Source organism: Parabacteroides sp. MSK.9.14 (assembly GCF_019041495.1).
Lineage (GTDB): Bacteria > Bacteroidota > Bacteroidia > Bacteroidales > Tannerellaceae > Parabacteroides > Parabacteroides merdae.
Window position 1 is genome coordinate 39,912 of sequence record NZ_JAHPXO010000031.1, and the last position, 17,204, is coordinate 57,115.

The window sequence follows — 17,204 nt, forward strand, 5'->3', positions numbered from 1 at the left end:
TTGTAACAAACCTTTGGAAAGAAAAGTTTCACCGAGCCGGTAAAGTGAATTATTTTTAATACATTTGCCATCCGTTATATTTATTAAGAATTTATGATTTTGGATGTATGATTTATCATTGATGCATGATTCCGGAATCATAAATCGTAAATCATAGAAGATTATGAAAGGTATTGTTTTAGCAGGAGGGTCCGGTACGCGTTTGTATCCGATAACCAAAGGGGTTTCAAAACAGTTATTGCCTATTTATGATAAACCGATGATCTATTATCCGGTGTCTGTGTTGATGCTGGCAGGAATACGTGAAATATTGGTGATTTCCACACCGCAGGATCTTCCCGGTTTTCGTCGTCTGTTAGGGGATGGTTCCGATTATGGTGTCCGTTTCGAGTATGCCGAACAACCTTCACCGGACGGATTGGCACAAGCTTTTTTAATTGGGGAGGAGTTTATTGGAAATGATTCCGTTTGTCTGGTCTTGGGCGACAATATCTTTTACGGACAGAGTTTCACCGCAATGTTAAAAAGGGCCGTAGCTAATGTGGAAAACGAACAAAAAGCGACCGTCTTCGGTTACTACGTCAATGATCCGGAGCGCTATGGCGTGGCCGAATTCGATGAGGCAGGAAATGTGTTGAGCATTGAAGAAAAACCAGCATGCCCGAAATCGAATTATGCAGTTGTCGGTCTTTATTTCTATCCGAACAAAGTGGTGGAAGTTGCCAAGCAGATTAAACCTTCCGCCCGCGGAGAACTGGAGATTACGACTGTCAACCAGGAATTCCTGAAGGATGGGAATTTGAAAGTTCAGCTCTTAGGGCGCGGTTTTGCATGGCTTGACACCGGTACGCACGATTCTCTTTCTGAAGCCTCCACCTTCGTTGAGGTGATAGAGAAACGACAAGGGTTGAAAATAGCTTGCTTGGAAGAAGTTGCTTATCGGAATGGTTGGATCGATGCAGAACGGTTGAGGCAAGTTGCCGCTCCGATGTTGAAGAACCAGTATGGACAATATCTGCTGAATTTGATAAAAAGAGAGAATGAATAAGGATAGTAAAATATTTGTAGCAGGCCATCGGGGACTGGTCGGTTCTGCTATTCTGAAGAATCTGAAGGCAAAAGGTTACACGAACTTCGTCCTGCGTACGCATGCGGAATTGGATTTGACCGATCAGCAGGCCGTTCATGATTTCTTTGCCGCAGAGAAGCCGGAATATGTGTTCCTGGCAGCAGCCCATGTCGGAGGGATTGTGGCAAACAGCCGCTACCGGGCTGACTTTATTTACGAGAATCTTATGATTCAGAACAATGTGATTCATGCTTCTTATCTGAATAACGTAAAGAAACTTCTGTTTTTGGGAAGTACTTGTATTTATCCGGGAAATGCTCCGCAGCCGATGCCGGAGGATTGCTTGCTCACTTCGCCACTCGAATATACGAATGAACCCTACGCGATAGCTAAGATAGCCGGGATCAAGATGTGTGAGAGTTATAACTTGCAATACGGAACTAACTATATCGCAGTAATGCCGACCAACCTGTATGGCCCGAATGATAATTTTAACCTGGAGACTTCGCATGTGCTGCCTGCCATGATTCGCAAAGTACATTTGGGTAAATGTCTTTCCGAAGGAGATTGGGAGGCTGTCCGGAAAGATCTGAATGCGCGTTCGGTTGAAAATATATCCGGCGGTACTTCTGAATCCGAAATATTGGATATTCTTGCCAAGTACGGTATTTATCCTGGTAAAGTGGAGTTGTGGGGAACAGGCAAACCGCTTCGTGAGTTTCTTTGGAGCGAGGAGATGGCAGATGCTTCCGTCTATGTGATGGAGAAGGTCGATTTTGCCGATCTCCGTCCTGCTACCGGCGATATCCGAAATACGCATATTAATATAGGTACTGGAAAAGAACTTTCTATTTGTGAAGTGGCTTCCCTAATCCGAGAAAAGGTAGGGTTTACAGGTGAGATCGTATTTGATTCGTCTAAACCGGACGGGACGATGCGCAAACTGACGGATGTCACGAAGTTGCATGCTTTGGGCTGGCATCATACGATTGAGATAGACGAAGGGGTTGAACGCCTTTATAGTTGGTACTTGGAGAATTAAGAATTGAAAATTAAAAAATTAAAAATAGGGAGGTTGTTGCGTCTTCCGTTTAACAACGATGAGTAAAGTTGCTTTAATAACAGGAATAACAGGCCAAGATGGGGCTTATCTGGCCGAATATCTGATCAAGAAAGGATATATAGTGCATGGTATCAAACGCCGGTCGTCCATGTTTAACACGGATCGTATCGACCATCTTTATCAGGACCCGCATGTGGAAAATCGTAACTTGATCCTACATTATGGTGACCTGACCGACAGTTTGAACCTGACTCGCATCATCGGTGAGATCCAGCCGGATGAAATTTATAATCTGGCGGCTATGAGTCATGTGAAAGTGAGTTTTGATACACCCGAATATACGGCTAATGCCGATGGTCTGGGAGTTTTGCGTATCTTAGAAGCAGTTCGTCTGCTGAATTTGATCCCCAAGACGCGCATTTATCAAGCTTCTACATCCGAACTTTATGGTTTGGTGCAGGAAGTTCCGCAGAAAGAAACGACTCCTTTTTATCCGAGAAGTCCGTATGCCGTAGCCAAACTTTACGGTTATTGGATAACGGTGAACTATCGTGAAGCTTATAAAATGCATGCGTCGAACGGTATTTTGTTCAACCATGAATCTCCTCTGAGGGGAGAAACCTTCGTGACTCGTAAGGTGACGCGGGCTGTCTCCCGTATTGCTTTAGGCATGCAGAAAAAAGTTTATATGGGGAATCTTTCTTCCAAACGTGATTGGGGACATGCAAAAGATTATGTCCGCGCAATGTATGCAATCCTCCAGCAGGACGAACCGTCCGATTATGTCATTGCGACGGGGATTACGACAACTATTCGTGATTTCTTGAGGATGGCGTTCGCCGAGATAGGCGTGGAAATTATTTTCAAAGGAGAGAATGTTAATGAGGTGGCTGTCTTAAACTATATTGACGAAAAAGTGTTTATTGAAAGAGTCGGTGAGGTTTATCTCGATAATTTCAGGAAACGGATTGGAGATGAAGTTGTAGGTGTTGATCCTCAGTATTTCCGTCCGACTGAAGTCGATTTATTGATCGGCGATGCGACGAAGGCGCGTACCCGTTTGGGATGGGAACCAAAGTACGATTTGGCCTCTTTGATAGAGGATATGATGTTGAATGATATAAAATTGATGAAGAAAGAATCGTATCTAAAAGAAGGTGGCTATGAAGTATTGAATTATTTTGAGTAGAATCGAACTTTTATTGTTTTTATTTGTTATAATTAGAAAAAGAGTTAATTTTGCAATATGTTTGAGCAAGATTATAGGTAATTGATTGTTTAATTAAAATGTTGATGAATATGAAGACTAAAGTATTACTTTTAGCTTTGTTATCAGGTTTTGTTTTCTCTGTGTCTGCACAGGAATTTAAACCGCAGGTTGGATTTAGTAACGAAGCGGGTTATAAGACAAACTTCAAAAAGAACAAAGCAGGCGACAACTGGTTTATCTCTATTGCTGGTGGCGCGAGTGTTTTATTTGGTGATCAGAACAGTGAAGCCGATTTTAAGAATCGTTTGAATTTCGCTCCTCAGTTCTCTGTCGGTAAATGGTTTAATCCGTATTTAGCCCTGCGTCTCCAGTTGAATGGTGGTGTGTTGCATGGTTTTGAAAACACAGGTGCTACATTTATGCAGCACAATAAATATGCAGCTGCTCATGCTGATTTGTTGTGGGATGTGACTAATTTCTGGGCTCCTTACAACGAAAAGAAAGTGTTTCGTTTGATTCCTTGGGTAGGTCTTGGTTACGCACAGCGTTTCAAAAACTCCGATGATAACAGAGGTATTGCAAGAACAGAATCTCCAACGGTGAATTTCGGTATCCTGACTGCGTTTCGTTTGAGCAAACGTGTAGATTTGAACGTAGAAGTTCAGGGTTCATTGTTGAACGAACAGTTTAACCGTGTTTCTATGTACCACCTGACTGACGGTATCGGACAGTTGAGCGCTGGTTTGACATTCAAACTGGGTAAAACTGATTTCGAAGTGTTGGAGCCGATGGATTATGCATTGTTGAACGACCTGAATGGTCAGATCAACGCTTTGCGTGCTGAAAACGACGAATTGAGTAAACGTCCGGTTTCTTGTCCTGAATGTGAAGAAGTTGTAACTAACGTTGTTAACAACTATGTAGATAATGTGGTATACTTCCGTATCAATAGCGCTAAGATCGACAAGAACCAGCAGGTTAGCATCTTCAATACTGCACAGTTTATGAAAGAAAACAATGTGCCTATCAAGGTTATCGGCTATGCTGATAAGAAAACAGGTACAGGTTCTTACAATATGCAGCTTTCCGAAAAACGTGCAAGAGCCGTTGCCAAGGAACTTATTGATAAATACGGTATCTCTTCTAGCCAGATCACAATCGAATGGAAGGGTTCTGACGTTCAACCGTACAATGAAAACAATTGGAACCGCGTTGTTATCATGTCTGCAAATAATTAATTTTTAATTATATCCCGAAAGGCTGTACATAATCGTGTGCAGCCTTTTTTTTGCTCGGAAATAATGCTTATTTTTGCATGATTTTAGCGCGTTGTTATGGAGTCAAATAAAAAATATGGTTATCTTATTCAATGGCTGATAGGCATCGGAGATCTGATCGTTCTGAATATTCTCTTTTTTATTGTCTATTATGGATTGAATAGTATTCATACGTTAGCTATTACTGGAAGCTTGCGAGAAGTGGTGCTTTTGTTGAATTTTTGTTATTTCTTTTCCCTTTATTTTGTTCCTTTGCGGTTGCATCTGTCCATTGTCTTTATCGATAAAATTGTGCAAAGAGCATTCTTTTTGGTTACGATTATGTTCTTTTTATTTGCCACTTGTCTGATTTTTTTGAATGTTGGAGATGTGTTGGCAACTTTCTTATTGATTTATTACGCTGTTACGCTTGTAGTATTTTCTTTGTGGCGTGTTATTGTGCGTGTAACATTGAAAATGTATCGTCGGAAAGGGTATAATTTTAAAAAGATCGTAATTGTTGGAGCAGGAAAAAATGGGATGGAATTATATAAGGTAATGAAGGATGATTTGTCGTATGGTTTCAATATCTTGGGATTCTTTGATGATAATCAGTCCTTGAAATCGGTTTTGCCGAATTATTTGGGAATGACGAATGAGGTAGAGAATTTTGTGCTGGCAAATGATGTGGATGAAATCTACTGTACTTTACCGGGTACGAATGATGAGAAGATTGTGCGTTTGTTGAATTTTGCGGAGAAGCACATGATCCGTTTTTATATTGTGCCGGAATTTTATCGAAATTTGAAGAAGAGTCTTGTGATGGATGTTTTGGAGTCCATCCCTTTGATGACCGTTCGCCGCGAGCCTTTACAGGCAGCTTACAATCGAGCATTGAAACGTGCGTTTGATATTCTTTTTTCAACTGTAATTCTGGTAACTATATTCCCGATATTATATATTGTGGTTGGTATCATGATCAAGCTGAGTTCTCCGGGACCGATCTTATTTAAGCAAAAGAGAACGGGACTGTACGGACAGGATTTCAGGTGTTATAAGTTTCGCACGATGAAGGTTAACGCGCAGGCTGATTCCCTGCAGGCTGTGAAGGACGACCCGCGTAAAACAAAGGTCGGAGATTTTCTTCGGCGGACTAATTTGGATGAATTTCCCCAGTTTATTAATGTGTTGAGGGGGGAAATGTCAGTTGTAGGACCGCGTCCCCATATGCTGAAACATACAGAGCAATACTCTGCGTTGATTGACAAGTATATGGTTCGCCACTTGGTTAAACCGGGGGTGACAGGTTGGGCACAGGTAACAGGCTACAGAGGAGAAACGAAAACGTTGGAACAAATGGAAGGACGTGTGAAGCGAGATGTCTGGTATATCGAGAATTGGTCTTTCTTCTTGGATCTTAAGATTATAGTTGTAACGGTTATCAATATGTTCAAGGGAGAAAAGAATGCATACTAAGTATTAAATTGCACACTTTTTGTATATATGTGTAATAGGAAACTGAATTTATGTTATCTTTGTGCCCGATGGGAAGGATTATAGCAATTGATTATGGCCGGAAACGTACCGGTCTGGCGGTCACAGATACCTTGCAGATGATTGCAAACGGACTGACAACTGTGCCGAGCGGTGAACTTACAAGGTTTCTGGCTGATTATGTTTCGCGCGAACCCGTTGAACGGTTTGTAGTCGGGCTTCCAAAGCAGATGAACAACGAACTTTCTGAAAATATGAGATACGTGGAAGCCTTTGTAACACATCTGAAGCGGACCATTCCGGATATTCCGGTAGAGTATTACGATGAACGATTTACTTCCGTTTTGGCACATAAGGCAATGCTGGACGGAGGATTGAAGAAAAAGAAAAGGCAAGATAAAGGATTGGTAGACGAGATCAGTGCGGTTATTATCTTGCAGTCATATTTGGAAAATAAGAAATATCAGTTATAAAAGTTATGATTTTACCAGTATATTTATATGGACAGCCCGTGCTGAGAAAAGAGGCTGAAGAGGTTCCGATGGACTATCCGGATCTGAAACAATTGGTAGCCAATATGTTCGAAACGATGTACAATGCCGATGGTGTGGGGCTGGCCGCTCCGCAGGTCGGTTTGTCATTGCGTCTTTTGGTAATTGACGCTGACGTGATGGGAGATGATTTTCCTGAATGCAAAGGCTTCAAGCGTGCGATGATCAATCCTGTTTTCCTTGAAAAAAGTGAAGAAGAGGTTTCGATGGAGGAAGGTTGTCTGAGCCTGCCGGGAGTGCATGAGAAAGTAGCCCGTTCAGCAAAAGTACGTGTGAAATATCTGGATGAAGACTTGAAGGAACATGAAGAAACGGTGGAGGGGTTTGCTGCACGTGTTGTGCAGCATGAGTGTGAACACTTGGAAGGCCATGTATTCATAGATAATATTTCAGGAATCCGCCGTCAGTTGAATAAAAGCAAACTAAATAGTATTATTAAAGGTACAGCCCGTTGCTCCTATAAAGCAAAAGCGGTTGGTAAGTAATAAGAACTCTATTAACTAATCAGTATGACAGATTTAAGTAAAAACATTCAGGCCCTCAGGGAAAAGAAAGCCGTCGTTGAGATGGGTGGAGGTGAAGCTGCTATCGAAAAGCAGATCGCGATGGGTAAACTGACTGCCCGTGATCGTATTCTATCCTTGTTGGACAAGAATTCTTTCCATGAATATGACCTGTTCGTGAAGCACGATGGTCGTGATTTCGGCATGGATAAGAAAGATTTACCAGGTGATGGTGTTGTTACAGGTACAGGTACGATCTTCGGTGCTCCGGTTTGTATCTATGCACAAGACTTTACGGTTGCCGGTGGTTCACTGGGCTTGCAGCATGCACGTAAGATCACGAAGATCATGGATCATGCTCTGAAAATGAAATGTCCGATTATTGGTATCAACGACTCAGGTGGTGCACGTATCCAAGAAGGTGTAGGTGCATTGGCGGGTTATGGTGAAATATTCTATCGCAATACAATTGCTTCCGGTGTTATTCCTCAGATCTCGTTGATCCTGGGACCTTGTGCCGGTGGAGCCGTATATTCTCCGGCTTTAACGGACTTCGTATTTGTAGTAGAGAATATCTCCAAGATGTTTATTACAGGTCCGAATGTGATCAAGACCGTGTTGGGCGAAGATATTTCTATGGAAGATCTGGGTGGTGCACGTGTCCATGCGGAAACAACTGGTAATGCTCATTTCTACGCACAGAGCGAGCAGGAGTGTTTCGAGCAAGTTAAACGTCTGGTTAGTTTTATCCCCTGGAATAACCAGGAACGTGCTAAAGTGGTAGAGTCGAAGGAACCCGCTGCGGTAATGAACATCGAAGATGTGGTTCCGGCAGATCCGAAACAGCCGTACGATGTTCGTAACGTTATCAAATGTATCGTGGATGATTCCGACTTCTTGGAAGTACAGGAGTTGTGGGCAGCCAACATTGTGATCGGTTTTGGCCGCATGGGTGGTGAAACTGTCGGTTTCGTTGCTAATCAGCCGATGGTGTTGGCAGGTGTATTGGATTGCGACAGTGCCGATAAAGCTGCACGTTTTATCCGTTTCTGCGATTCTTTCAATATTCCTATTATCACGTTGGAAGATATGCCGGGCTATTTGCCGGGCGTCGACCAGGAACATGCCGGTGTGATCCGCCATGGTGCGAAGGTATTGTATGCTTATTCCGAAGCGACGGTTCCCAAGATTACGGTTATCCTGCGTAAGGCTTATGGTGGCGGTTATATCGCCATGAACTCTCGTCACTTAGGGGCGGACTTTATGTTTGCATGGCCGAGTGCAGAAATTGCGGTGATGGGACCGGAAGGTGCGGCCAACATTATTTTCCGCAAGGAGATCATGGAAGCCGAAGACCAGAATGCAATGCGCCAGGAAAAGGTGAAGGAATATATCGAGAAGTTTGCAAATCCTTATGTGGCTGCGTCCAAAGGGTTCATCGATTCTGTTATCGAGCCGAAAGAAACACGTTCATTGTTGCTTCACGCGCTTAAACTTTCTGTATTGAAAGAAGAATACAGACCGGCTAAGAAGCACGGATTGCCTCCGTTCTAATTAACGCCGTAAAAACTTTTGAATATGGAAAAGAAAGAAAAAGATAACGAATATGTGGATTTTGTAGTAACGGCCCGCAAATACAAGACGACGCTGACTGCAAAATATAAGAACCGTAAAATGTGGCATAAGCCCTTTGTCGGTGATGTGATTTCTCATCTTCCTGGAACGATCGTTAAAGTGGAAGTACAGCAAGGGCAGGAAGTCGAAGCCGGCCAGTTGCTTTTGATCCACCAGGCGATGAAGATGTACAACCGGGTGGTCGCTCCCGTTGCCGGAACGATTGTCGAGCTGGGTGTAACGGAAGGAGATAAGATCCCAAAAGACCATTTGATGGTTAAGATTCAGCCGAAGTAAATAGCTGAAATAAGTAAATATAGAAAGCTTTCACACTGTTTTACAGTCTGTGAAAGCTTTTTTTATAGATTGGTTTTAATGGCTAAGATTATTTACTTACTTTTGCGACCGATCAATGTTGAATATTTTTATAATAGATGAAGAAAGCGATTCTTTTATTTATATTCCAGCTGTGTTCGTTAGCCATGTTTGCACAAATCAATACGGATCGTGTGTTGACTATCGGGCGCAACGCCTTGTATTTTGAGGACTATGTTCTTTCGATACAATATTTCAATCAGGTTATCAAATCAAAACCTTGGTTGGCCGAACCATATTTCTACCGTGCTGTGGCAAAAATCAATTTGGATGATTATAAAGGAGCTGAAGAAGACTGTACGCTTTGTCTTGAACGGAACCCTTTCCTGGTACAGGCATATTACGCACGTGGTATTGCCCGTCAGAGTCAGGAGAAATTTGACGAAGCAATAGAAGACTACAGGAAAGGTTTGGAGTTTAAGGCGGAAGACCGCCAGATGTTGGTGAATATGGCAGTAGCCAATATTCAGAAAAAAGATTTTAAGGAGGCCGAAAAGGTGTTTGATGAACTGATGACGGCCCATCCCAAATATTCTATGAACTATCTGACCCGTGGTGCGATGTACACCGAGAAAGGCGATACGGTCAAAGCACTTGCCGACTATGATAAGGCGATCAGTATGGACCCCTACTATGCTCCCGCTTATGGCAACCGGGCGATCCTGCATTACCAGATGAACAATATGAAAGACGCGCTTGCCGATCTGAACGAGGCCATTCGTCTGAATACCCGTGAGAGCGGTTATTACATCAATAGAGGTCTGGTCCGGTATCAGTTAAAGGATTTGCGTGGTGCTATGGCTGATTATGATCAGGTGGTCAGCATGGACAGCCACAACCTGATTGCCCGCTTCAACCGAGGATTGCTTCGGGCACAGATCGGGGATAACAACCGGGCTATCGAAGATTTCGATGTTGTGATCGAGATTGAACCGGACAACTATATGGCTTATTATAACCGGGCGTTGTTGCGTTACGAGACGGGAGATTATCAAGGTTCCGTACATGACTTCGATGTCGTGTTGCGGCAGTATCCGAATTTTGTGGCCGGTTATTACAGCCGTGCGGAAGTGAAGCGGAAAATGCATGATGAGGTCGGTGCCGACCGTGACTACTGGACTGCCTATAATATGGAGCAAAAAAAGAAGAACGGGAATGCTTCGGGAAATGCGGTCGCTTCCCAAAATGGCAACAATACCGGTACGCAATTGGCCGATCCGGCATCAAAGGATGAAAATACGCGTGAACAGTCGGATAAGAATATCGATAAGTTCAACCGTCTTGTCGTGTATGATGAAGAAGAGGTACGTAAGACGAAGTATAACAGCGAAATTCGTGGACGCGTGCAGGACCGCAATGTGCGTGTGGATCTGGAACCGATGTTTGTCCTGACTTATTACGAAAAAGTCGATCCGGTAAAGAAGTTGGTTTATTATGATAAGATGGTGGAAGTTTACAATTCCCGTCTGGTACTGGAACGTAAGCTGCGTATCACAAATGAAGAAGCCGCCCTTACGGAAGACCAGGTTGCCGTACATTTTGCATCTATCGATAATTTTTCGGCCCGTATAGTGAAGAATCCGAACGATGTGGATGCCTATTTTGGACGGGCTTTGGATTTTATGCTTGTACAGGACTTTACCGAAGCGATTAAGGATTATACAAAGGTGATCGAATTGGATCCGGATTTTGCTATGGCTTATTTTAACCGGGCTGTCGTCCGGTATAAACAGCTTGACTATAATATGTCGCAGGCTGCCAGCTCGCAAGACGATTTTTCTGCTATGAGCATGAACCTTAAGATGGGTAAGAATCCGACGGTTGTTCGTACTCCGGCAACATCTGATCCGGCTTCCGCATCCTTGAAAGACAATAAGCGAGCTTACGAGCATGAAATGATTACGAGGGATTATGACATGGTGATCAAATTGAATCCGGGCTTCGTATATGCTTATTTCAATCGTGGAAACCTGCGTTGTGCGCAACGCGATTTTCGTGCTGCCATCCAGGATTACAGCGAGGCGATCCAGCGTGATCCGGAATTTGCCGAGGCTTATTTCAACCGTGGATTAGCACGCCTTTCGCAAGGAGATGCCAACCGGGGAATCGCCGATTTGAGCAAGGCCGGAGAGTTGGGTATCATCAATGCTTATAGTATTATCAAGCGTATGACAAGCAATTGATCCCCCCTTATTGTAAAAAACATCTTGAAAATGACTTGAACCTCATCCGCCAAATGTTCTTCGAACAGTTGTTTACGGATCGAAAATAATGCCTTTGGGAGGCCATTCCCGTGAGGTGCGCGGTTTTTCCTCCCAACGACCGTCTTCATCGCCACGAAGTCCGACTTCGTATAGAGTGAATCCGACAGCCCGGAGCGATGAAGACGGTCGTCGTGGAAATAAGGGTTCGATTTCCTTGAAAAGACCCTTCGAATCCGGGCAATATTCCTTTACCCTCCCTTTGTTTTTCCAAATATTCAACTCACCGGCAGTTCCGGTTTTTCGAAGTGTAAGAATATGGAAGATAAGATTACCAAATGTCATGCAATTTCTACCTCTCCGGCGGACTGTTCGCTGGTATGTTAGGAAAAGCACTGTTTAGGTGGAAGAAAGGTCGGCTGAAATTGTGTTTGTTTTCTCTCGAAATAGGAAAAACAGGGGTTATTGTAAAAATCTTGATAAATAAAACCGCTTGTTATCACTAATATGTATTATTGTCAACAAAAAACAGAGGAATAAGAGAGGATATTCGTAATATTGCATTTAGAACAAACGCTATAATAATGAATAGAAACATATACGTTATATTTTTGTCGTTAGCCTTCTGTCTGATTGCTTGCCGGCAGTATCCCCATATCCAACCCCTTTTGCAGGAGACGGAAACCTTAATGGGGAGCCGGCCGGACAGTTCTTTAATCCTTTTAGAGTCCATCCCGTCCCCAGAAAAACTCTCAGAGGAAGACTATGCCACCTGGTGTCTGCTGATGACGCAGGCGCGGGATAAAAATTATGTGGAACATATGTCGAATTCGGTGATCGGGGTGGCGGTACGGTATTTTGAGAAACAGGGTCCGAAGGACAGATAAGTTTATTTTCCTTTTTTCTTTATTCTATGTATTTCTATTTTTAGGTGTTAATACTCTGACGAATGGATTAGATTTTCTGTTTACTATACCATTTAATTTTTTAGGTGTATATGTGTCTTATCTCCTTGTTTTAAAACAGTTGGATGTGAAAAATAAATTGGCAGATAAAATATGTGTAGCTTTTAGTTCAAAAAACGGATGTAATGCAGCATTGGAATCTTCTGTATCTAAATTGTTTGGGATTCTTCTCTGATCCAGGCTACCTTCTACTATCGCTTTTACTTGTTCCGTGCCTTGAAAAAGGTCGGTTTGGCCGATCGGTATGCGGAGATAGAAGGAAAGAGCCCTCACCCGGCAGGGCTTATCGAAGTCAGTTTGAAGAAAAACGGCAAAGGACTTTCCGGCCATATCGTTTTACCGGCTTTGCTGAGCGGAACGTTTGTCTGGGGCGAGCAGCAGTTGAATCTTGTTGGCGGCAGGAACACGATCGCTCATCTTTTTCCGTTGGCAAATTAGCATATCTGTAAATAGCGGACCTACGATTGACAATTTGTTAGAGTTGCCACTCGTAGGTCCGCTTACATCCGTACGTTTATCCTGATCGTTTGTCCCGATTGTCTGGATAGTTTTCCAAAACCATTCAGATCATTTGAAAAATCATTTAGATGATCCTGGGAAGACGGTACGGAATCGTGCTGTTTTTAAGCCTAAAATAAGGAAAGCAAGCAAAGCGTACGTTAGGAAAATGGCTCTAAGTTTGTATCAAAAATAGACAATATCCCTTCCTGAAATAGAGCCATTTTGTAAATCTGTGATTAGTAGGCATATATGGAATATGTTGTTTGTTAAAAATATTACACCCTTGTGTGTAATTTGAATTATATGGGGTATAAAATCAAATTAGATGCGGTGGTAGTTTCGATTTGAACCAATGGCTTTTTCGGAAATTTTGACAATAAGTAAGATCTCGTTTGTGTATGTCTATTGTATAGCATAAGATTTTGTGTTACAGATTGTAAAAGAAATCATATATTTGAATCTAACTATAATAACAAAAATTGAGGCGTAGAATGGTTTTTGCGTAGTTTAGTGCTATTATAGTGTCGGGTATAAATTAGATAAAATATGCAGATACCAAAGATTATACACCTAAGTGTGGGAAGGAAAGGATGGTCCACAACCGGATCTTTTGTCGGATTTGTCTCAAACATGGAAAGAGCAACATCCGGATTGGACGTACATTTTCTGGAATGGCGAGAAGATCGATGCCTTTATGGCTGGACATGCCGAATATAGGGATGTATATAATTCTTATCCGTATGCAGTTCAGCGTTGGGATATGATTCGTTATTTGATTCTATATGAATATGGAGGTATTTATGCTGATTTGGATTATGAATGTATAGATGCGCTGGATAGTTTGTTGGAAAATGAATTTTGTTGTTTGGCCTCCGATCCGGAAGAACATGCCCGTATTTTTGATAAAGCCCATATTGTAACGAATGCTTTTATAGCTATTGAAGCCGGGCTGCGGTATATGGGATTGGAACTTATATCCGGCAAATGGTATCATGCTTAACCAGTATGGATAATGTTTCTTTGCATCTCGTCCAACTCAATTCGGATGTTGAAAAAGTTACTTTCTCTCAACAGGAAGGTTATGAAGAAATCCAATGACATACAAAAGTGAACGGAGTAAAAAAAGGTACTATTTTCGAAGCTTTTGCAGGTTTTCAAGTCTCGTGCGTCGCGAATCGCAGGCTTCCATGATACCCTCCACAATCATGACAAGTTCCCGCCATTCTATATTTGCACAGACCTCATTATCGCTGGCAGAATCAGACTTGCCTAAAGTGCCGGCTTCCAGAAGTTTGGAATACTGCACCATGCCGCCTGGCTCCCAATGCAGGAGTTTTATACGGTCACGGTTTATGAAGATATACACGTTGCCGTTGCAGGGGTCCTGCCCCATGGCGTCGGTGATGATACCGCTGAGGGTATGGAAGCTTTTGCGCATATCAGTCGGGCGGTTATACAACAGATAGCACATACTGTCATTAAGGCTGAACATGGTTGCAGGCCCGGATGATTGAAAACAGTTCCTTTTCATTTAGCTCACCGCAATGCGTATGGCACTACCGGCCGGTGTACGTATTTCCATCTCTTTCAATCCGCTTGGCGTAGCCGGTGTATTTTTCTGTTTCCGTCCGGTTGTACCGGCAAATGAAGGAACCGGAACAAAAGATCCGCTGTGTGGAAGCTCGATAAACTCACCTTGAGCCGTTTTACCCGATGATTGCTCGGCGGCATAACGGGATTTGCTGTCGTAAAACCGCCATACAGGGATGTTGAGTTCCTCTAATCTTGACTTATAAGTCACTTTGTGCTCTTTGCAGTAGTTCATTATCTCTACTACTTCTTCTCGTGTCATCATAACTTTGCTTTTTGGACGTAAAGTTAATAACGGAAGTTTGAGGAAAAAATACGTGGTTTACCGAATGCTTACGAATAAACTGCTTAAGGGTAAGTGTGTGTTATGATATCAAGGAGGTTACAGCAGCTGTAGAGAAAGTTGTGTTTTTCTATAATACCGAACACCTCACAATTGATGGCACCTCAGGAGGGTGTCACTCATACAGGTGAAATCAAGAAAGGATGGACCAGTTATAGAGATATTGCAATAAAAAATCTGCAACCAAAGAACATCATTACTATCAGATAAATAGTCTTATGTTACATAACATATCAAGATTATGCCCCATCACTTCCTGCACCGCTTCACTGCGTAATTCTATGTCTTTCCCTTTTTCCATATACAATTTGTAAATGATGATTTACCGGTAAATCATCATTTAATTGCCTAATTCCAACTGGTTCTTCACCAATTTGTAATATATTCCGCGTTTCGCCGTCAGTTCTTCGTGCGTCCCCTCCTCGGCTACCCGCCCTTTGTCCAGGACGACGATGTTGTCCGCATCCCTGACCGTGCTCAAACGGTGTGCCACCACGACCACCGTGCGGCCCCGGTAAAACCGGTGCAGGTGCTCCATGATCTCTTTCTCGTTGTTGGTGTCCAGGGCATTCGTCGCCTCGTCCAGGAAGATAAACTCCGGATCCTTGTACACCGCACGGGCGATCAGGATACGCTGCCGCTGCCCCTGGCTAACGCCGTTCCCTTCCATGCCGATCCTCGTGTTGTAGCCCAACGGCAACGAGTCGATGAACTCCCGGATATTCGCCACCGTAACGGCATGCAGCAGCCGCTCCCTGTCGATCGATTCAGCCCCCACCGCTATGTTACGCGCGATCGTGTCAGAGAAGATGAAGCCGTCCTGCATCACACACCCCGTATGCGCACGCCACACATGCGGGTTCATATCCTTCAGCAAGACGTTCCCCACGCGGATCGCCCCCTTGTTCGGCTCGTAGAAACCAAGCAGCAACTTGACAAGCGTCGTCTTCCCGCTGCCGCTCGCCCCCACCACAGCCGTCACCTTGTGCTGCGGGATCGCGAGGCTGACATGCTCCAGCACATAGTCACGGTCCGCCCCGTCATAGCTGAAGCACACATCCTCCACCCGGAGCGTCCGCTCTTCCGGGAGCCGGTTCGTTTTCAAGGCAAGCGTCTGTTCCTCATCCTCCTTCTGATGGATCTCGCCGAGCCGCTCCAGGCTGATCTTCGCATCCTGAAAGGCACACGCAAAGCCGATGAACTGCTCGATAGGAGCCGTCAACTGCCCTACGATATACGTCAGCGACATCATCATGCCCAACGTCATTTCACCCGAAACAACAGCCCGCGCCGCCAAAAAGGAGATCAGGATATTCGTGGTCTGGTTGAATGCCTGTTCGCGGAGGTACTGGATGGAATAGCTGCGACCGTAGTACTTCGCGATCATGCGCAGGCACGAGGGACCGCAGTCGGCGGATTCGAGTTGGTGGGAATGGGGGAATGTATCGAACATTTTTATTTGATATGACAAAGATTTAAACGTCCAATCACTATTTCATAATTAGATGGAGACGGACAAAGATAACAATGGCAGTCCAAATTGCAGCAGTCCGTAATTTCCAATATCAACTGTTTCGTATTGGCTATATTTTGTTTGATGATTTGAGGTTCCGGCTTTGTTATGAAAGAAACTTCTTTATGATCCAAGACTTTGTGTTGTTTCAAAAATCAAATTTTGTCTCATATCATTCTATTTTAAGGTTGCTATCATAAATCACCGGATTATCATATTCCTTCAAGTTTTCCAAAATCCGGATCAGTTGCGCTTTCTTTTCCGGCATCAACACTTCGGTTACTTTCAATTCATCAATATCAATCTGTTCCAACAAATCTGTTGCTTCATATTTGGCAATCCAGCTATTTTCGTTCTGGTCAAAAGGATAGAATGGCAAGCCGCCGCAAAGGTCGTTGATAAATTTAGGGGTTTCAACATCTACATATCTTACTTTCATAAAAGGTGTTTCTTTAAATTCTCCACCATTACAAATAGAAGTAACAGAACCGTCCTCTTTGTTAACCCGAAGCAGATAAGAATATACATCTTGCTTTGCTGTCAAAAACAAATATTCTTTTGTTTCTAAAATGTCCGATACAAATATACAACGAAAGTAACCGTTGTCCTTTGCCAGTATCATTTGCATCGAACTCACGTATATATTAACAAATTTTACACAAACAACAAATTCAAATTAAAATATTATCGCTTTTTTTGTAAAAAGAGCCAATCATAATAGTTATTGACCGAGAAAAAAGTGAATGAATAGATTAAAATAAGGAATCAAGTGAAGCTTGTGTTTGAGGTAATGAATTTTATGATTGAAATATAAGAGCCTGTTTAAATTTTGCATTTGTTGGTTGTGAGAGTTGTATTGAGGATGTTTTTCTGTAGGAGATGCCGTCTTTTTTGTTGAAACACGTGACTTATTTTGCTTCAAACAGTCAGAAAAAGTGCCGAAGATTCCCGTTTAC

At 43.1% G+C, this 17,204-nt stretch carries 17 protein-coding genes and 2 pseudogenes; 13 read left to right on the top strand and 6 right to left on the bottom strand.

What is annotated here, in order from left to right; genetic code table 11:
- Window positions 1–163: 163 nt before the first annotated feature.
- The 10 genes from rfbA (at window position 164) to KTG12_RS15715 (ending at window position 11,318) form a co-directional block, all read left to right on the top strand.
- Window positions 164–1,048, top strand: coding sequence for a glucose-1-phosphate thymidylyltransferase RfbA (gene rfbA, locus KTG12_RS15670; RefSeq protein ID WP_005635387.1), 885 nt, complete (start codon window positions 164–166; stop codon window positions 1,046–1,048).
- On the top strand, window positions 1,041–2,111 hold the full coding sequence (locus tag KTG12_RS15675; RefSeq protein WP_005635386.1) for a GDP-L-fucose synthase: 1,071 nt from the start codon (window positions 1,041–1,043) through the stop codon (window positions 2,109–2,111). Before rfbA ends, KTG12_RS15675 begins: the two co-directional genes overlap by 8 nt.
- A gap of 58 nt (window positions 2,112–2,169) precedes the next feature.
- The gene (gene gmd, locus KTG12_RS15680) at window positions 2,170–3,321 is read left to right on the top strand and encodes a GDP-mannose 4,6-dehydratase (protein WP_022321229.1); all 1,152 of its coding nucleotides are present in this window, start codon (window positions 2,170–2,172) and stop codon (window positions 3,319–3,321) included.
- Window positions 3,322–3,431: 110 nt separating this feature from the next.
- A complete protein-coding gene (locus KTG12_RS15685) occupies window positions 3,432–4,580 on the top strand; it encodes an OmpA family protein (RefSeq protein ID WP_005648654.1) in 1,149 nt (382 codons plus the stop codon).
- 96 nt (window positions 4,581–4,676) lie between these two features.
- Window positions 4,677–6,074 (top strand): undecaprenyl-phosphate glucose phosphotransferase, encoded by a 1,398-nt coding sequence (locus KTG12_RS15690; protein ID WP_022321228.1) that lies wholly within the window; start codon window positions 4,677–4,679, stop codon window positions 6,072–6,074.
- Window positions 6,075–6,142: 68 nt separating this feature from the next.
- The gene (gene ruvX, locus KTG12_RS15695) at window positions 6,143–6,565 is read left to right on the top strand and encodes a Holliday junction resolvase RuvX (RefSeq protein ID WP_005635380.1); all 423 of its coding nucleotides are present in this window, start codon (window positions 6,143–6,145) and stop codon (window positions 6,563–6,565) included.
- 5 nt (window positions 6,566–6,570) lie between these two features.
- Entirely contained in the window at window positions 6,571–7,128 is a 558-nt protein-coding gene (def, locus tag KTG12_RS15700) for a peptide deformylase (RefSeq protein WP_005635379.1), read from the top strand.
- A gap of 24 nt (window positions 7,129–7,152) precedes the next feature.
- The gene (locus KTG12_RS15705) at window positions 7,153–8,700 is read left to right on the top strand and encodes an acyl-CoA carboxylase subunit beta (RefSeq protein ID WP_005635378.1); all 1,548 of its coding nucleotides are present in this window, start codon (window positions 7,153–7,155) and stop codon (window positions 8,698–8,700) included.
- Window positions 8,701–8,724: 24 nt separating this feature from the next.
- Window positions 8,725–9,057 (top strand): biotin/lipoyl-containing protein, encoded by a 333-nt coding sequence (locus tag KTG12_RS15710; protein WP_005635376.1) that lies wholly within the window; start codon window positions 8,725–8,727, stop codon window positions 9,055–9,057.
- A 137-nt stretch (window positions 9,058–9,194) separates the two neighbouring features.
- Window positions 9,195–11,318 (top strand): tetratricopeptide repeat protein, encoded by a 2,124-nt coding sequence (locus KTG12_RS15715; protein WP_022321227.1) that lies wholly within the window; start codon window positions 9,195–9,197, stop codon window positions 11,316–11,318.
- A gap of 72 nt (window positions 11,319–11,390) precedes the next feature.
- Here the strand turns inward: KTG12_RS15715 and KTG12_RS15720 are convergent, their stop codons facing one another.
- Window positions 11,391–11,681: a hypothetical protein gene (locus KTG12_RS15720; protein WP_138273233.1), complete on the bottom strand. Its 291-nt coding sequence runs from the start codon at window positions 11,679–11,681 to the stop codon at window positions 11,391–11,393.
- A gap of 239 nt (window positions 11,682–11,920) precedes the next feature.
- On the opposite strand from KTG12_RS15720, the gene KTG12_RS15725 reads away from it, so the two are divergent.
- The 3 genes from KTG12_RS15725 to KTG12_RS15735 all read left to right on the top strand — a co-directional run bounded on the left by KTG12_RS15725 (window position 11,921) and on the right by KTG12_RS15735 (window position 13,802).
- Window positions 11,921–12,223, top strand: a complete 303-nt coding sequence (locus tag KTG12_RS15725; protein WP_022321225.1) for a hypothetical protein — start codon at window positions 11,921–11,923, stop codon at window positions 12,221–12,223.
- 294 nt (window positions 12,224–12,517) lie between these two features.
- A complete protein-coding gene (locus KTG12_RS15730; protein WP_122298907.1) occupies window positions 12,518–12,739 on the top strand; it encodes a hypothetical protein in 222 nt (73 codons plus the stop codon).
- 637 nt (window positions 12,740–13,376) lie between these two features.
- Entirely contained in the window at window positions 13,377–13,802 is a 426-nt protein-coding gene (locus KTG12_RS15735; RefSeq protein WP_005635354.1) for a glycosyltransferase family 32 protein, read from the top strand.
- A 129-nt stretch (window positions 13,803–13,931) separates the two neighbouring features.
- On the opposite strand, the gene tnpB is transcribed toward KTG12_RS15735, so the two are convergent.
- From tnpB to KTG12_RS15755, 5 genes and pseudogenes are all read right to left on the bottom strand, one after another.
- Window positions 13,932–14,333 carry an IS66 family insertion sequence element accessory protein TnpB gene (gene tnpB / locus KTG12_RS15740; RefSeq protein WP_005635348.1) on the bottom strand — a complete coding sequence of 134 codons (402 nt, stop codon included), beginning with the start codon at window positions 14,331–14,333 and terminating at the stop codon, window positions 13,932–13,934.
- A complete protein-coding gene (locus KTG12_RS15745; RefSeq protein WP_005635345.1) occupies window positions 14,334–14,657 on the bottom strand; it encodes a hypothetical protein in 324 nt (107 codons plus the stop codon).
- A 418-nt stretch (window positions 14,658–15,075) separates the two neighbouring features.
- A pseudogene (locus KTG12_RS15750) lies at window positions 15,076–16,068 on the bottom strand (peptidase domain-containing ABC transporter); the annotation flags it as partial.
- A gap of 6 nt (window positions 16,069–16,074) precedes the next feature.
- Window positions 16,075–16,188: pseudogene (locus tag KTG12_RS22105) on the bottom strand (cysteine peptidase family C39 domain-containing protein); the annotation flags it as partial.
- A gap of 232 nt (window positions 16,189–16,420) precedes the next feature.
- The gene (locus KTG12_RS15755) at window positions 16,421–16,687 is read right to left on the bottom strand and encodes a hypothetical protein (RefSeq protein WP_055285083.1); all 267 of its coding nucleotides are present in this window, start codon (window positions 16,685–16,687) and stop codon (window positions 16,421–16,423) included.
- Window positions 16,688–17,204 lie beyond the last annotated feature (517 nt).

Coding starts and splice junctions, on each gene's coding strand:
- KTG12_RS15725 (WP_022321225.1), top strand. CDS start 11,921: ATGAATAGAAACATATACGTTATATTTTTGTCGTTAGCCTTCTGTCTG.
- rfbA (WP_005635387.1), top strand. CDS start 164: ATGAAAGGTATTGTTTTAGCAGGAGGGTCCGGTACGCGTTTGTATCCG.
- KTG12_RS15715 (WP_022321227.1), top strand. CDS start 9,195: ATGAAGAAAGCGATTCTTTTATTTATATTCCAGCTGTGTTCGTTAGCC.
- KTG12_RS15710 (WP_005635376.1), top strand. CDS start 8,725: ATGGAAAAGAAAGAAAAAGATAACGAATATGTGGATTTTGTAGTAACG.
- KTG12_RS15690 (WP_022321228.1), top strand. CDS start 4,677: ATGGAGTCAAATAAAAAATATGGTTATCTTATTCAATGGCTGATAGGC.
- gmd (WP_022321229.1), top strand. CDS start 2,170: ATGAGTAAAGTTGCTTTAATAACAGGAATAACAGGCCAAGATGGGGCT.
- KTG12_RS15720 (WP_138273233.1), bottom strand. CDS start 11,681: ATGACATTTGGTAATCTTATCTTCCATATTCTTACACTTCGAAAAACC.
- KTG12_RS15745 (WP_005635345.1), bottom strand. CDS start 14,657: ATGATGACACGAGAAGAAGTAGTAGAGATAATGAACTACTGCAAAGAG.
- KTG12_RS15675 (WP_005635386.1), top strand. CDS start 1,041: ATGAATAAGGATAGTAAAATATTTGTAGCAGGCCATCGGGGACTGGTC.
- tnpB (WP_005635348.1), bottom strand. CDS start 14,333: ATGAAAAGGAACTGTTTTCAATCATCCGGGCCTGCAACCATGTTCAGC.
- KTG12_RS15755 (WP_055285083.1), bottom strand. CDS start 16,687: ATGAAAGTAAGATATGTAGATGTTGAAACCCCTAAATTTATCAACGAC.
- KTG12_RS15685 (WP_005648654.1), top strand. CDS start 3,432: ATGAAGACTAAAGTATTACTTTTAGCTTTGTTATCAGGTTTTGTTTTC.
- KTG12_RS15705 (WP_005635378.1), top strand. CDS start 7,153: ATGACAGATTTAAGTAAAAACATTCAGGCCCTCAGGGAAAAGAAAGCC.
- ruvX (WP_005635380.1), top strand. CDS start 6,143: ATGGGAAGGATTATAGCAATTGATTATGGCCGGAAACGTACCGGTCTG.
- def (WP_005635379.1), top strand. CDS start 6,571: ATGATTTTACCAGTATATTTATATGGACAGCCCGTGCTGAGAAAAGAG.